Source organism: Bacillus cereus group sp. Sample62, assembly GCF_036851315.1.
In the GTDB taxonomy this organism is placed as follows: Bacteria; Bacillota; Bacilli; order Bacillales; family Bacillaceae_G; genus Bacillus_A; species Bacillus_A wiedmannii.
The window spans coordinates 1,448,585-1,462,670 of record NZ_JAFLPK010000001.1 but is presented as its reverse complement, the minus strand read 5'-3'; the positions used below and the strand labels follow the sequence as shown (position 1 = coordinate 1,462,670).

Below are 14,086 nucleotides of genomic sequence, written 5' to 3'. Positions count from 1 at the left end.
AGAGATAGATACAGCTCCTCCCACCGATTAAAAGTTCACTTAATTTCTCATACGAAAAAGAGGCGAATTTCGTTATTCGCCTCTTTCTTTTACCAAAATGAAGGAATCCATTCTTTCACTTTATCAATCCACTCTTGTTGCTCTTTTTTTCTTTGTTGTTCCTCTTCTTTTCTTCTCTTCTCTTCTTCTTTTCTTCGTTTTTCCTCTTCTATTGTATTCAATTGTTTTTTATAATCAGCCTCAGATATGAGCGATAACTGGAATGCTTTTTGAGCTGGATTTGCATTCGCTTTTTTCATAATATCCCGGAACATTGTCGTAGTAATTTGACTTCCCCCCGGAACATAATGATCACTATCCGTTTTATCATATCCTACCCAAATCGCACCTACTAAATCTGGTGTGTATCCAACAAACCATGAGTCCTTTGCACCGGTGCTTGGTCCATTTACAATTTGAGTAGTTCCTGTCTTACCTGCCGTATCAACATTATTAACTTTCGCCTTTTCGCCCGTTCCCTTTTCGACAACACCTTTTAACAAATATGTCATCTTTTGAGCAATTTTCTCGCTCGTCACTCGTGTCTCTTTCTTATACCACTTTCCAATTGTTTCACCTTCAGCATTTTGTATCTCTCTAATCGCATGAGCTTCCACTTGGACACCGTCATTTGCAAATGTACTATACGCTTGAGCCATTACAAATGGAGATGTCCCCACATGCATACCGCCTAAAGCGATCGGATACGTACGATCTTCTGGCACTAATGGAATACCAAATCGCTCTAAAGATTTTAATCCTTTATCTAATCCAATTTGTTCTAATAGCCAAACAGCCGAAACATTGTACGACTTTGCCACAGCTTCATACATTGTCACATCACCGTGAAAAGTATGATCACTATTTTGCGGTTTATATTCTTTAATATTAAATGGTTCATCTTTTAATATATCGTATACTTCATACCCTTGCTCTAACGCTGGTACATATACAGCCAGAGGCTTTAACGTTGAGCCAGGTTGTCTTTTTAATTGGGTTGCATGGTTAAACTGTAAAAACTGATACGGTCCTCTACCTCCAACTAAAGCTGGTACACCACCTGTTTTTGGATTCATAAGAACTACACCCGTTTGCATAAGCTGGTCTGAGCCATTATCTTTGAAATAACTCTCATTATTCACAACGTCTTCTACTGCCTGTTGTTTTTTCGGATCAAGCTCTGTATAAATACGATAACCACCCGCCAAAATTTCATTTTGTGTTAATTCGTACTTGTCCATCGCTTCTCGAACAATATAGTCTACATATTGAGAGTATTTCCCCTTGTATTTATCATCAACACCACGTTTTAACACAAGACCGCTCTCTTTTTCTTTATTATATTGTTCGTCAGAAATATACCCTTGCTCTTTCATTAAACTTAATACAACATTACGTCGTTCGATTGACTTATTAAAGTTTTTATAGGGCGAATACGCAGACGGTGCTTTAATCAAGCCAGCTATCGTTGCAGCCTCTGAAACCGTTAAATCTTTTACATCTTTATCAAAATAAGATTTAGCTGCCCTTTTTATACCCCAAGCCCCTTCACCAAAATAAATTTGGTTCATATACATTTCAATAATTTCATCTTTCGTATACGTACGCTCTATTTTTTTGGTTAAAAAATATTCCTTTATTTTTCGAGAATATGTGCGGTCTTGTGTCAGAAATACATTTTTTGCAAGTTGTTGTGTAATTGTACTTCCCCCTGCTACAACTTCTCCTGCTGTAATATTTTTAAAAACTGCACTTATAATTCCACTATAGTAAATACCGTGATGGTTAAAAAACTCCTTATCTTCTACTGCAACAATTGCCTGAACCATAATGTCAGGAATATCTTTCCTTTTAACACCTTCTGTTTTAGAAGAAGCTAATTTAGTCGCAACTTCATTATTTGCATCATAAATTAAGGTCGGTTGCGGAACAGCTTGTTTTAATTCAGATATGTCTTGAATGGAAATTATTATATTTATAGCAATAAATAGAGTAGCGAGTAAACTCCCTAATACAATTAATGAATTACGAAGTTTCTTCCTCTTGTTGAACCACTCCTGCATTTTTTTTAAGTGAGTGTTCTTCAATTTCATTCGTTCACTTCCTTCGTTTGTTTACACTCTTCTTTTCAAAAGGAAGAATATACCTCCTTTTAAATTTATTATAATAACGTAGTCGTTCCTATAGTGTAAAGCTTTTCTTTCACATTCATACTTTTTGCAAGAAAAGGACATTCTACAAGTAAGATATTCACTATTGATTATTAATATTATTAATACAACAATGAGAGTTATGTTAAGTTTTTGTAAACTTTTCGATAAAATGTTTTAAAAAACGACAGTTTTTTGTTAGAATTGACTAGCCAATATATTTTACATATATTACTTTTGTGGGGGTAACTAATAATGGTATTTAAATCAAAAAAAGATAAATTTTCTGAAATGTTAATGAATGTTTCCGAAAATTTAAAAGAAGGCGCGCAGTTTTTCGTGGAGTATAAAATTAAAAATGCTAGCGATTTAAAAGAGTTTTCTATGCGCATGAAAGAGTATGAGTCAAAAGGTGACTCATTTATTCACGAAATCATTATGGAGCTAAACAAAGCGTTTATTACTCCAATTGAACGTGAGGACATCCTACAACTTGCAATGAGTATGGATGATGTATTAGACGGATTAGATCATAGTGCTGGTCTATTCGAAATGTATTCTATTACAGAAGCTGATGAATACATGATTAAATTCGTTGAAGCAATTAATCAATGTGCGATTGAGATTGCAAATTCTGTTGAACTACTTTCTAAAAAGAAGTTAGTCGACATTCGTACGAACGCGATTAAGATTAAGGATTACGAATCACAATGTGATGATATTCGCCGTCATGCGATTAAGCACTTATTCTCTCGTGAGAAAGATCCGATTAAGATTATTCAATACAAAGAGATTTACGAAGAGCTTGAAGAAGTAGCGGATAGCTGCCAAAGCGTTGCAAACGTATTAGAAACAATTATTATGAAGAACGCGTAAGGAGTTTGATCATGGATACACTCTTGATACTGACCGTTTTAGTAGTCATTTGCGCTTTAGCTTTTGACTTTATCAATGGATTTCACGATACAGCAAACGCTATTGCAACGGCTGTTTCAACGAAAGCTCTAAAGCCTAGACATGCAATTATTATGGCAGCTATTATGAACTTTTTAGGTGCGATGACATTTACAGGTGTAGCAAAAACGATTACAAAAGATATCGTTGATCCATTTGCCTTGCAAAATGGTTCTCTTGTAATTTTAGCTGCTTTGCTTGCGGCAATAGCTTGGAATTTAATTACTTGGTACTACGGTATTCCAAGTAGTTCTTCGCATGCAATTATTGGCTCAATCGCAGGTGCAGCTATCGCTGCTGCCGGTATTAGCTCATTAAATCTTAAAGGGTTTATAAAAATTCTTGAAGCTTTAATCATTTCACCGATTATCGCTTTTGTTATTGGTTATATCGTATACAGTATTTTTAAAGTAGTCTTTAAAAACTTTAATTTAACGAAAACGAACAAAAACTTCCGTATATTCCAGATCTTCACTGCAGCATTACAAGCTTATACACATGGTACGAATGATGCACAAAAAGCAATGGGAATCATTACGATGGCTCTTATGGCCAATAACTATCATACTTCTGACGACATCCCATTCTGGGTACAATTATGTTGTGCAATCGCAATGGGTCTTGGTACTTCTGTCGGCGGATGGAAAATTATTAAAACTGTCGGTGGACAAATTATGAAAATTCGTCCTGTAAATGGTGTAGCTGCTGATTTATCATCATCACTTGTTATTTTCGGCGCAACATTCATTCACTTACCGGTTAGTACAACGCACGTTATCTCTTCTTCTATTTTAGGGGTTGGTGCTTCACATCGTGTGAAAGGTGTAAAATGGGGAACTGCAAAACGTATGTTAATTACATGGGTTATTACACTTCCTATTTCAGCTTCATTAGCTGCATTATTTTACGCTTTATTACACTTAATCTTTTAATTAAAAGTCGTCTTCCTTATTTTTCTAGGAAGACGACTTTTTTGTGAACAAACCTTTTTCTTATTAAAAAGCGTGTATAATAATTGGTGGATAAGTTATATAGAGGAGTTGGAAATTTTGGAATACATCATGTTACTTTTCATCGGGTTAATCGCCGGGACAGTCGGGAGTCTAGTCGGGCTTGGTGGCGGAATTATTATTGTTCCGTTATTAATCGGATTACACAGTCTATCACCACAACTTGCAGTAGGAACTTCAATGGTAACAGTCGTTTTTACAGGACTATCTTCCACCCTTACTTATATGAAGCATAAACGAGTAGATTACAAAAGTGGACTTATTTTATTTATCGGGAGTGGCCCTGGTGGTATCATTGGCTCATGGGCAAACAAATTTTTAAACCAAGATACATTTTCTTTATATTTTGGGATTTTCCTTATTTTTGTCTCCATTCTTCTTATGTTACGAGACAAATTAAACCCCCTTTCTTTATCAAATATGACGGTAATTAAGCGTTCTTTTACAGATAACGAAGGAAACACTGTACACTATCAATTCCCACCGCTTCTCGCTATCTTTATCGCCTTTATAGTTGGTTTTATATCTGGGTTATTTGGAATTGGCGGCGGTGCCTTACTTGTTCCAGCAATGATGCTACTTTTTGCATTCCCAGCACATATTGCTGTAGCAACTTCGATGTTTATCGTATTTTTATCAGCAATTGTAAGTTCTGCAACTCACATCTCCCTTGGAAATGTCAGCTGGGTTTACGCATTAATTCTTATTCCTGGTGCATGGATTGGCGGAAAAATCGGGGCTTATATTAATACAAAATTAAGTGGCAATGCCGTAATTAATTTATTACGTATCACATTAATTATTCTCGGAACTAGATTAATTATTACTTCTTTTTTATAACGCGTTCTTTTTAGAATGCGTTTTTCTTATACACATGAATATAAAAATCCTCCTAAGAGAACAAATAAAATTAAACAAACACATAATAACATATAATTGGAAATATGTACTTTCTTCAAGTTGACCACTCCTATAACTGCGACTGTTATCTTTATGATAGCGAAAAAATAATTCACTTGCAGTTACAAAGTGCTAACAATGCAAAATCATTTATTACAAATTTTATCCTTATATTTCATTTCTTTGTATATTCTATCGTTTTAATAAAAAAAGATGTCATATTGACATCTTTTTTAGTGAAGAAGTGACCATCCCATAAAATCCTCATGTACTTGGCACGCCCTCTTATCGTTTCGATCATATAATTCAGCATAACTATCTGTTTCTTCATCATAAGCCATCGTATAAATAATTTGGCCGTCTACTTCAACGGATAACACGACTCCACCTTTCATCTCTTCTACATGAATGATAGCATTCGCCGGAATTTTCATATCCGTCATTTTTATCGCATCTAACAATATACTAAACCCCCTACAGCGTATTCATTGCTAGTACTATTACACACTAAATAGTATACTACTGTAATAGCATATATTTCGTCAATGAAATTGCTGTTTAAATAGCATATTGTCTTTATACATATACGCTAAAATAGAAGAAATAGAAATGTTTAAATGGGGGGCTAACATTGATTCTACACAAAGGAGATGTACTATTCCGTCAAGGCGAGGACGGTCCTTTATATTTTATAAAAACAGGTTTATTAAAAGTAGTACGGATAGAAGCAGATGGAACACCATTTCTATTCAACATTATCGTTCCAGGTGAAACGATACCTCACCATTCTTTAATTTCACCGAAGGAATATCACGGTACAACAATTGCTTTAATGAAAACAGAAGTTGAACCTATAATTAGTAATGAATGGTACGATCAACTTCAGGCAAATCCTGCATCATATGCAAATATTGCTATGCAGCTACAATCAAAATTAAGAATGATGCAACAGCGTATCGATCAATTGACAACCGTCTCTCCGAAAGAACGTCTACATCGTTTACAAGAATGGTTCACACTATATTTAGGTGACATTCCTATATATGAAATATTAACACAAACTGAAATCGGTCAACTCATAGGTATACGCCGTGAAACAGTAAATCGGCTGTTACGAGAACAAATAAAAAACGAGGTAAAATAATACCTCGTTTTTTTACTTATTTCAAACTTCATCTATTGTAAGCTTGCTGCTGGCCCGAAAAATTCATAATGAATATGCTCTTGTTCCACACCTAAATTAGTTAATGCAGCATTTATATGCTTCATAAATGGTACGGGACCACAGAAATAAAATTCTGCTTCAGTTGTCGGAATGATAGTTTGTAACCATTCAGCTTCAATGAAACCTTCTTTATCAAAGTTCTTCATTTCCAAATCTTTTTCAGTTGGTGCAGAATAGCAAGTATATGCTTTAACTTGTTCGTATTCATTATCTACTGCCTCAACGTGTTCTTTCATTGCATGTGTATTACTATTTATCGCTGCATGAACAAAACATACATTACGTTTTGAGTTTTGTTCAATTAACGTATTTAGCATACTCATCATTGGTGTAATACCTACTCCACCACTAATTAGCACAACTGGTAATGTTGAATCCATATTTAATACGAAATCTCCTGCTGGTGCACTTACTGGTAACATATTCCCTTCTTCTACATGATCGTGTAAGTAGTTAGATACTTTACCATCCGGTGTATCTACACCTTTTTCTTTCTTTACACTAATACGATAATATTCTTTTCCAGGAGCATCCGATAAACTATATTGACGATTATGTGTATACGTTTCACCTTCTATATTTATTTGAATCGTTACATATTGTCCTGGGATGAATGAAGAAACTTGCCCTCCATCTTCAGGTTTTAAATAAAATGATGTAATAACGTCGCTTTCTTTCACTTTTTTAACAACCACAAAGTTACGGAAATCTTTCCATCCACCTTCTTTATGTGCCGCTTCTTCATACATCTCTGCTTCAATGCTAATGAATGCATCAGCAATAACACCATAAGCTTCTCCCCATGCATTTAAAACTTCATCAGGTGCACCTGCGACCTCTTTAATTGCACGTAGTAAACATGTACCTACAATCGGGTAATGCTCTGCTTTAATACCTAAACTTCTATGCTTATGACCAATTTGTTTTACAACTGGAATAATAGCTTCTAAATTATCAATATACGTTGCAGCTGCATAAACAGCATTCGCTAGCGCTTGTTGTTGTCTTCCTTTTTTCTGATTTGTATGGTTGAAAATATTCAATAACTCCGGATGTTCCGAAAATAAAATTTGATAAAATCTCGTTGTAATTTCAACGCCTTTTTCTTGTAATAATGGTACTGTTGACTTTACGATTTCAATTGTTTTTGCACTTAACATTGTATCCCACTCCTCTATTTCCTTAACTGTTTTTAGTTTAACTGAATTGTATAGTACATATTGTGATTTTAATCACTATTAACACGGTGTTTTTGTGAATAATATATGAACATTGCACTTACAAAAGAAAATAAGCTAACTAGAATTCTAGCTAGCTTATTATTTGGATTGTATAGCTTGTTCAATTACCCTTATATCTTTCCCATCTCCAAACTCTGTATACCCCCATATGTTCGTTTCACCTCTATATTTATTTACAATAATATCTAAGTCATGGTATACACGATGTGCATAAACTACATACTCAATATTTTGAAGTTCCACACCTTTTTTTACAATTTCATAGCTTCTATTTACATCACGTTTTATTTTTTCATTCTTTATTTCTGTATGTATATTTTTTAAAGTCGACTCTTGTTGTTGAAACCATTGTTTAAATTGGTTCCAGTCCCCTTCTGTATAATTCTCTGCTTTACCGTAATTTAAGAAATTATTATAACTTTCATGCGTCATACGAATAAAATCTAGCACTTTTGTCTCTTCTTGCACATCTTCTATTTGAGCTATTGTACTTACCTCAGCAGGCTTATTCGCATAATGTAATAGCAATTTCATAAGACTATAGCTCGCAATGATCATTACGATAATAATCCCGAATACAATTAACAATTTCTTCATATACAGAACTCCTTCTCTACTAAAGATATTACAATGTATGACTATACTTGTAACATTCTCTCGTAGAAATATAATTCCTGTATAAATTCTTCCTATCATTTCGACAATATTTTTCTATACATTTCTCGTTGGTAAATGTTCTTGTAAAACAATATACCCTTCATAAGCTGTGTAACCGAGTATAGCCATTAATCCGATATAACAAGCAAAGACTGTCCATTTTGTTTTCATATCAACTTTATAATAGTTTTCCTGTTGTCTCTTTTCTGTCTCCCATTCCTGTAATTTTCTTTCTGACATTTCAAACACTTCTCTTATATGAATTGTATGCGTTTCTTTTTCATCTTCATATGGAACGTAATCAAGCGGCTCAAACTTTGGTAAAAGATGCTCTAACACTTCAATTTTTTGAAGTTCTCCTACTTTTAATTCTTTCTCTCTTTCTTTTTGCCTTAATATATTTATTTCATGTTGCATCATATATATATTTCGATGCACCGCACCTGTTTCTTTTAACTCCTCTTCAAGCCTTGCAACATATTCTTTCATTCCATCAATTCTATATCCTAATTCCTTAATTGGCTCATCTCTCTTTATTACTCTATATAATTCCATACAGCCGATAATAAAAATAAATCCTCCCAAAATACTTTTAAAGTAAATGGCATAACCGAGCAATACAATAAGACCCGCTCCCCAAATCTTCGTACTTACAACTGAGATAATTCGTCCACCATCTAATGGAGAAACCGGAATCAAGTTAAAGAAGTTAATCATACTTCCAAGTAAAATAATTAATGCCCAAAATGGCTCTTTCGTTATTATATAAAGTGGAATCGCAGGTAAAAATGACAACAATCCGAAAAGAGGTCCCATGAAGGCGATGTAAGCTTCATCTTTTGCATTTTTCGGCATCTCTTTCATCCCAATAAGAGCGCCCATAAATGGAATAAATATTGCTGGCGATGTTGGTATCCCCTTTCTTTTCGCAGCCCATAAATGGCCCATTTCATGAATAAACAATAAATAAATGAGCGCTACCCCAAATTTCCAACCATATATAACTGCGTATGCACCAAGTGATAGAAACATACTAAATACCGTTGAAAACTTTGCTAATTTAAAAATTGCAAATACCCACTTTAACTTAGAAAGTAAAAATAAACCTATGGCAACTATAATTCCCCATAATCCTTTTTTATTTTTTTTCATATTCCTCTCCTTTATCTCTCATTAATGAATCATGTTCATGAAAGCTTGTTCTTTTCTCTATTATGACATATTTTTTTCTATCGTTAGAAATAATGTTTATTTAATCCATTTTTAGCCAAAAATATAAATAAAAGGAGGTGTATAAAGATGAATTTGCAATCTCTCATAATAGGCGCTCTATCGTTTTTAGCTTCAACTCTTATTTTTTATACCGTTAGCTACGTATTATTATTAGATTTGTTGCCAAATCACGTATTTATTGCTCTTATCATCCTTTCCGCTCTTATGATTTCTTTTCTTATTACACGAAAATCAATGAATGAGCCATCTGCAAAAGCAAAGTAATAGAGAGGGGTGTTTTCCCCCTCTCTATTATCATTTCCTAGGAAAGGCCATATAAACTTTACAAATTACATTCATCCCGATCCGACAGGGCTGATTAAAGTTTCACTTTATCTTTGTAAATTCATTTTTTCACCATACTCTTTAACAATTTGAATGATATTTTGAAAAACACCTATTTTTTCTTTTTTACTATTTAATATTTTCAAATCATAATTTTCATAATATGTTTCTAATGACTTTAATTGTGATTCTGAAGCATCTTTTACCTGCACAGTAGCCTGTAATTCATACTGTTTATATCCTTCCTTTACCTTTTCACCTGAAATTTTTTCACTTTCTTTTGCCCCAATTAATTTTTGAACTTTTTCTGGGAAAACGACTTGTAAATAATATTCTTGTTCCTTCTCTAATTTGTTGTATAGTGATTGTGAAATCGTATACCGTAACGTATAATTCACTTTTTGATCGCCTGCTTTAATATGAAATGCGGTAATCTGCAAATCTTTTTTTGTTACTTCCGTTAAAGGACCTACCTGCATCTCATCTTCTTTTTGTTCTGAAACATTTGGAAATATAGCCAACAGCTTTTCCGTATCTTTTTTATTCAGCATATACATAGCTTTCTTATATTGTACCCATCCTCGTCTGTCTTCTCCTCTTAGCCATGCATAATATGTTTCTTTTTTTCCATCTCTACTAATTTGTATTTCATATTCAGGTTCACCGAAGCTACCTGTTATTTCTTGTTTCTCAGCTTTATCCAAAATGTCTATTACTAACTTCGCTTCTGATTCCTGTAACTTTTTCTCTTTATGTTTTTTTTGTATAACAGTTACCCCTACTGTTTCTTTCACTTCATTCACCGTCTCTTCCACTTTTTTTGTTTCTTTTTTTTGCTCAACTTGATCACAAGATGCTAGTAACATAGTAAATAACAACATTACATATTTCCTTTTCAACTTAATCCTCCTTTTACAATAAGAAATTCTTATAATCTTCATATAAAAAACAAAAACGTGACACACTATAAAATACGCTATACTAAGTATTGAAAGGAGGTCTTTTTCATGTCCATTAATTTTCATGATGCAAATAATAAATACACATATGCACAGCGAAACGCCCATATTTCTTGGGGGGAAATGATAAAAAGTATTACAAATATACAAAACAAGCAAATAATTGATATCGGCTGTGGTGGCGGGATTTATACGAAAGAACTTGCTCTTATGGGGGCAAAAAATGTCATTGGACTTGATTTTTCAAAAGAAATATTACAAGCTGCAAAAGAAAATTGTAGCGACTTTCCAAATATTTCATTCATTCACGGTGATGCACATAGCATTCCCTATCCTAATGATACATTCGACATTGTTATTTCGCGCGCAGTGATTCATCATTTACAAGACATTCCTACATTTCTACGTGAAACTTCTCGTATATTAAAGAAAAACGGTGTACTTATTGTACAAGACCGAACCATTGAAGATTGTACAATTCCTGGAAGCCCCGAACATATCCGTGGATATTTTTTCTCTACCTTTCCAAAACTCATTGAAATAGAATCAACAAGACGGCCAAAAACTACCACGATACAACAAGAATTACAACAATATTTTCTTCACGTGTTCCCCACTCAAACACAGTGGGAAGTACGAAAAATACATGATTCTGTAGAAGTATTGCTACAAGATTTGTCACCTCGAACAGGTCGATCCATTCTATATGAATTAACAGATCATGAACTTTCTCAACTTCTACAACAGATCCAGACCGCCTTACAAAATATCTCTCCTATTATTGAAAGAGATCGGTGGACAATTTGGAGCGCCATGAAATTGTAAGGAAGGAAGCCTCACAAAATAATGTGAGGCTTCCTTCTTTCATAATCTAATTTTGCAACACTCTTGATATCCCCCACTTCTGGCCTGTGCACTTCCACACTTCGGACATACTAAATATCTAGACTGATTTGTCAACAAACTACCTTTTTGAAAGAGTAAAACTTCTGCTTGTTTAAACGAACGCGAATAATATAACCACATAAAACCAATTATAGCAATAATGCCAAATAATACTCCCATCGCAAGCATTTCAGTCACCTCTTTTGGTTTGTTCTTTCCAGCAAGTGGATTGTTGTATTATTCTCTGTAAATTCAAACAATCCCTTCTTTACTCCTATAAATATCGATTTTCTCCATAAACTTTACAATTCCCTATAATGTTTTACAGCATTTTTACAAACAGCATTCAACCTTATATTCTCAGCTATATTTCTAGAGGTAAATATATTTCTCAAAAAATATGTTGACTTTCTAAAAAAAACGTGTGAAAATACTGTCAGAATACTTGAATTAAAATTCATTGACGAGAACGAGTACGTTATAGGACTGTTCCCCAGAGAGTTGGCGATTTGCTGAAAGCCAACATTCAGTGCTTAACCGAAAATCATCTCCGAGAAGTAGAACCGAATGCTGAAGTAAGTTCTTACCGGATGTCCCCCGTTACAAGGAACACGTATCATGTTGTACGTTGCAAAGCCGTATACATATAGATTTATTTCTACATGTATAAATTAGGGTGGTATCGCGGGTAAATATAACTCGTCCCTTTCTTTAGGGACGGGTTTTTTGTGTTCTTACAATGAATTTACAAAAAAAGGAGGAAAAACAATGAACACTGTATCAAAAAAACATGTTTTTTTCACAGGACTTATGCTATTTTCTTTATTTTTTGGGGCAGGAAATTTAATTTTCCCTCCAATGCTTGGACAAAATGCTGGTGAAAACTTTTGGCCAGCGATGATCGGCTTTTTACTAACAGGAGTTGGTTTACCGTTACTTACTGTTATCGCTATTTCTTTATCAGGAAATGGAATGCAGCAACTTGCAAGTCATGTTCACCCATTATTCGGAATTTTCTTTACGGTAGTTGTATACATTGCAATTGGTCCATCTATGGGCATTCCACGTGTTGCTAATGTCGCTTATGAAATGGGGGTTAGTTCTTTCTTACCAGAAACTATTCGCTCTAGCAACCTAGTGCTATTTTTATACACAGTCATCTTCTTTTCTATCGTATTTTGGCTTAGTTTAAACCCTTCTAAGCTCGTCGATCGTATCGGAAGTGTATTAACACCTATTTTATTACTCTCTATTTTTTTATTATTCGTTAAAAGTGTATTTACACCCCTCGGACAATCTGGACCAGCAATGCAAGAGTATCAAACTTCTCCAATCTTCAAAGGCTTTATGGAAGGATACTTAACGATGGATACCATTTCTGCGCTTGCATTTGGAATTATCGTTGTAAATGCCATTCGTTCTAAAGGTGTGAGTGATCGTAAAGCAATTGCCATCGCTACAGCGAAAGCAGGACTTATTGCCGCTACTGGTCTCGTACTTGTATATGGTGCACTTGGCTGGCTCGGTACAACCAGTGTCTCTCTTGGATACGCAAAAAATGGAGGACAGCTACTTACCGTTATTGTACAACAATTATTCGGTCCATATGGTCTAATTCTTTTATCTCTTATCGTTACACTTGCTTGCTTAACAACATGCGTTGGACTTGTATCTGCGTGCAGTCAATATTTCTCAACATTATTTACAAAATTTTCATACAAAACGTTAGCAAGTGTTATTTGCTTGTTAGGATTATTAGTTGCCAACTTAGGTTTAACAAAAATCATCGCCATCTCTGTTCCGATTTTACTTGTTGTATATCCAGTTGCAATTGTACTCGTATTATTATCATTACTTCATAAATATTTCGGTGGCTATCGATCTGTTTATGTATGTGCTTTAATCGGAACAGCAGTTGTTAGCGTTTTTGACGGATTAAAACAAGGGAATATTCCTGTTTCATTTATCACATCTTATTTTGAGTTTATTCCATTATATAATGAAGGAATTGGCTGGTTAGTACCAGCGTTAGTTGGGGCTATTATCGGTTTTGCTATCGCAAAATTAAGTGGTGCAAAAACAGTACCATTAACGGAGCATTCACCTGAATCGAAAGCATCATAAAAAAACTCCCATTTCGGGAGTTTTTTTACATTTGATAAGAAGTATGATTAAAGCTACTTACTTTATAAGCTTTCGTATAGTAATCAATATTCGTATCCACCGTTTCTACTTTTACAACATCATAGCAATCTTCTTGCTTTACTAGAAATAAATAATATTCTTCTGTTGCCTCAATAATTGCGATACGATCTGTTTCAATATCATATTTTTCACAAAGTGCTTGCAACGCATTCACATAGTTACCTAATTTTTTCGTTTCATCCATTCCAAATATTGTTTGAACTAACATACACTCTCTCCCCTTTGTATGTACTGTTAACACTATAATGATAACGCTTACAAAGTTTGCCGTCAACAAAAAGCTTTGACCATATATAGTCAAAGC

At 34.2% G+C, this 14,086-nt stretch carries 15 protein-coding genes and 1 other annotated feature; of the genes, 7 read left to right on the top strand and 8 right to left on the bottom strand.

Annotated features, from left to right (window positions below; genetic code table 11):
* Nucleotides 1–89: 89 nt before the first annotated feature.
* Entirely contained in the window at nucleotides 90–2,132 is a 2,043-nt protein-coding gene (locus tag J0835_RS07415; RefSeq protein WP_087979958.1) for a transglycosylase domain-containing protein, read from the bottom strand.
* 312 nt (nucleotides 2,133–2,444) lie between these two features.
* Here J0835_RS07415 and J0835_RS07410 point away from each other — a divergent pair, with 312 nt between their 5' ends.
* The 3 genes from J0835_RS07410 (at nucleotide 2,445) to J0835_RS07400 (ending at nucleotide 4,993) form a co-directional block, all read left to right on the top strand.
* Nucleotides 2,445–3,065 (top strand): DUF47 domain-containing protein, encoded by a 621-nt coding sequence (locus J0835_RS07410; RefSeq protein WP_000231446.1) that lies wholly within the window; start codon nucleotides 2,445–2,447, stop codon nucleotides 3,063–3,065.
* A gap of 11 nt (nucleotides 3,066–3,076) precedes the next feature.
* Nucleotides 3,077–4,075: an inorganic phosphate transporter gene (locus J0835_RS07405; protein WP_000380274.1), complete on the top strand. Its 999-nt coding sequence runs from the start codon at nucleotides 3,077–3,079 to the stop codon at nucleotides 4,073–4,075.
* Between the two features lie 117 nt (nucleotides 4,076–4,192).
* A complete protein-coding gene (locus J0835_RS07400; protein ID WP_000455764.1) occupies nucleotides 4,193–4,993 on the top strand; it encodes a sulfite exporter TauE/SafE family protein in 801 nt (266 codons plus the stop codon).
* 293 nt (nucleotides 4,994–5,286) lie between these two features.
* Here the strand turns inward: J0835_RS07400 and J0835_RS07395 are convergent, their stop codons facing one another.
* On the bottom strand, nucleotides 5,287–5,514 hold the full coding sequence (locus tag J0835_RS07395; protein ID WP_000882906.1) for a hypothetical protein: 228 nt from the start codon (nucleotides 5,512–5,514) through the stop codon (nucleotides 5,287–5,289).
* 170 nt (nucleotides 5,515–5,684) lie between these two features.
* Here J0835_RS07395 and J0835_RS07390 point away from each other — a divergent pair, with 170 nt between their 5' ends.
* Entirely contained in the window at nucleotides 5,685–6,197 is a 513-nt protein-coding gene (locus J0835_RS07390) for a Crp/Fnr family transcriptional regulator (RefSeq protein ID WP_087979957.1), read from the top strand.
* Nucleotides 6,198–6,229: 32 nt separating this feature from the next.
* Here the strand turns inward: J0835_RS07390 and hmpA are convergent, their stop codons facing one another.
* The 3 genes from hmpA to J0835_RS07375 form a co-directional block, all read right to left on the bottom strand.
* A complete protein-coding gene (gene hmpA, locus J0835_RS07385) occupies nucleotides 6,230–7,438 on the bottom strand; it encodes an NO-inducible flavohemoprotein (RefSeq protein WP_087979956.1) in 1,209 nt (402 codons plus the stop codon).
* 159 nt (nucleotides 7,439–7,597) lie between these two features.
* Nucleotides 7,598–8,116: a hypothetical protein gene (locus J0835_RS07380; RefSeq protein WP_087979955.1), complete on the bottom strand. Its 519-nt coding sequence runs from the start codon at nucleotides 8,114–8,116 to the stop codon at nucleotides 7,598–7,600.
* Nucleotides 8,117–8,230: 114 nt separating this feature from the next.
* Entirely contained in the window at nucleotides 8,231–9,328 is a 1,098-nt protein-coding gene (locus J0835_RS07375) for a site-2 protease family protein (RefSeq protein WP_087979954.1), read from the bottom strand.
* A 147-nt stretch (nucleotides 9,329–9,475) separates the two neighbouring features.
* On the opposite strand from J0835_RS07375, the gene J0835_RS07370 reads away from it, so the two are divergent.
* Nucleotides 9,476–9,673 (top strand): hypothetical protein, encoded by a 198-nt coding sequence (locus J0835_RS07370; RefSeq protein WP_001053353.1) that lies wholly within the window; start codon nucleotides 9,476–9,478, stop codon nucleotides 9,671–9,673.
* Between the two features lie 107 nt (nucleotides 9,674–9,780).
* Here J0835_RS07370 and J0835_RS07365 read toward each other — a convergent pair whose 3' ends face one another.
* On the bottom strand, nucleotides 9,781–10,632 hold the full coding sequence (locus J0835_RS07365) for a hypothetical protein (protein WP_140386713.1): 852 nt from the start codon (nucleotides 10,630–10,632) through the stop codon (nucleotides 9,781–9,783).
* A 108-nt stretch (nucleotides 10,633–10,740) separates the two neighbouring features.
* On the opposite strand from J0835_RS07365, the gene J0835_RS07360 reads away from it, so the two are divergent.
* A complete protein-coding gene (locus J0835_RS07360) occupies nucleotides 10,741–11,517 on the top strand; it encodes a class I SAM-dependent methyltransferase (RefSeq protein ID WP_087979953.1) in 777 nt (258 codons plus the stop codon).
* Nucleotides 11,518–11,556: 39 nt separating this feature from the next.
* Here J0835_RS07360 and J0835_RS07355 read toward each other — a convergent pair whose 3' ends face one another.
* Nucleotides 11,557–11,766, bottom strand: a complete 210-nt coding sequence (locus J0835_RS07355) for a hypothetical protein (RefSeq protein ID WP_000880630.1) — start codon at nucleotides 11,764–11,766, stop codon at nucleotides 11,557–11,559.
* 262 nt (nucleotides 11,767–12,028) lie between these two features.
* Nucleotides 12,029–12,287, top strand: a binding site (T-box leader).
* A 58-nt stretch (nucleotides 12,288–12,345) separates the two neighbouring features.
* Between J0835_RS07355 and brnQ3 the strand changes: the two genes are divergently transcribed.
* Entirely contained in the window at nucleotides 12,346–13,701 is a 1,356-nt protein-coding gene (gene brnQ3, locus J0835_RS07350; protein ID WP_087979952.1) for a branched-chain amino acid transport system II carrier protein BrnQ3, read from the top strand.
* A gap of 25 nt (nucleotides 13,702–13,726) precedes the next feature.
* Here the strand turns inward: brnQ3 and J0835_RS07345 are convergent, their stop codons facing one another.
* Nucleotides 13,727–14,083 (bottom strand): DUF3992 domain-containing protein, encoded by a 357-nt coding sequence (locus J0835_RS07345; protein WP_140386712.1) that lies wholly within the window; start codon nucleotides 14,081–14,083, stop codon nucleotides 13,727–13,729.
* Nucleotides 14,084–14,086 lie beyond the last annotated feature (3 nt).

Excerpts from the sequence above, each read along its gene's own strand:
- J0835_RS07415 (WP_087979958.1), bottom strand. The coding sequence starts at position 2,132 with ATGAAATTGAAGAACACTCACTTAAAAAAAATGCAGGAGTGGTTCAAC.
- J0835_RS07410 (WP_000231446.1), top strand. The coding sequence starts at position 2,445 with ATGGTATTTAAATCAAAAAAAGATAAATTTTCTGAAATGTTAATGAAT.
- J0835_RS07405 (WP_000380274.1), top strand. The coding sequence starts at position 3,077 with ATGGATACACTCTTGATACTGACCGTTTTAGTAGTCATTTGCGCTTTA.
- hmpA (WP_087979956.1), bottom strand. The coding sequence starts at position 7,438 with ATGTTAAGTGCAAAAACAATTGAAATCGTAAAGTCAACAGTACCATTA.
- J0835_RS07380 (WP_087979955.1), bottom strand. The coding sequence starts at position 8,116 with ATGAAGAAATTGTTAATTGTATTCGGGATTATTATCGTAATGATCATT.
- J0835_RS07375 (WP_087979954.1), bottom strand. The coding sequence starts at position 9,328 with ATGAAAAAAAATAAAAAAGGATTATGGGGAATTATAGTTGCCATAGGT.
- J0835_RS07370 (WP_001053353.1), top strand. The coding sequence starts at position 9,476 with ATGAATTTGCAATCTCTCATAATAGGCGCTCTATCGTTTTTAGCTTCA.
- J0835_RS07360 (WP_087979953.1), top strand. The coding sequence starts at position 10,741 with ATGTCCATTAATTTTCATGATGCAAATAATAAATACACATATGCACAG.
- J0835_RS07355 (WP_000880630.1), bottom strand. The coding sequence starts at position 11,766 with ATGCTTGCGATGGGAGTATTATTTGGCATTATTGCTATAATTGGTTTT.
- brnQ3 (WP_087979952.1), top strand. The coding sequence starts at position 12,346 with ATGAACACTGTATCAAAAAAACATGTTTTTTTCACAGGACTTATGCTA.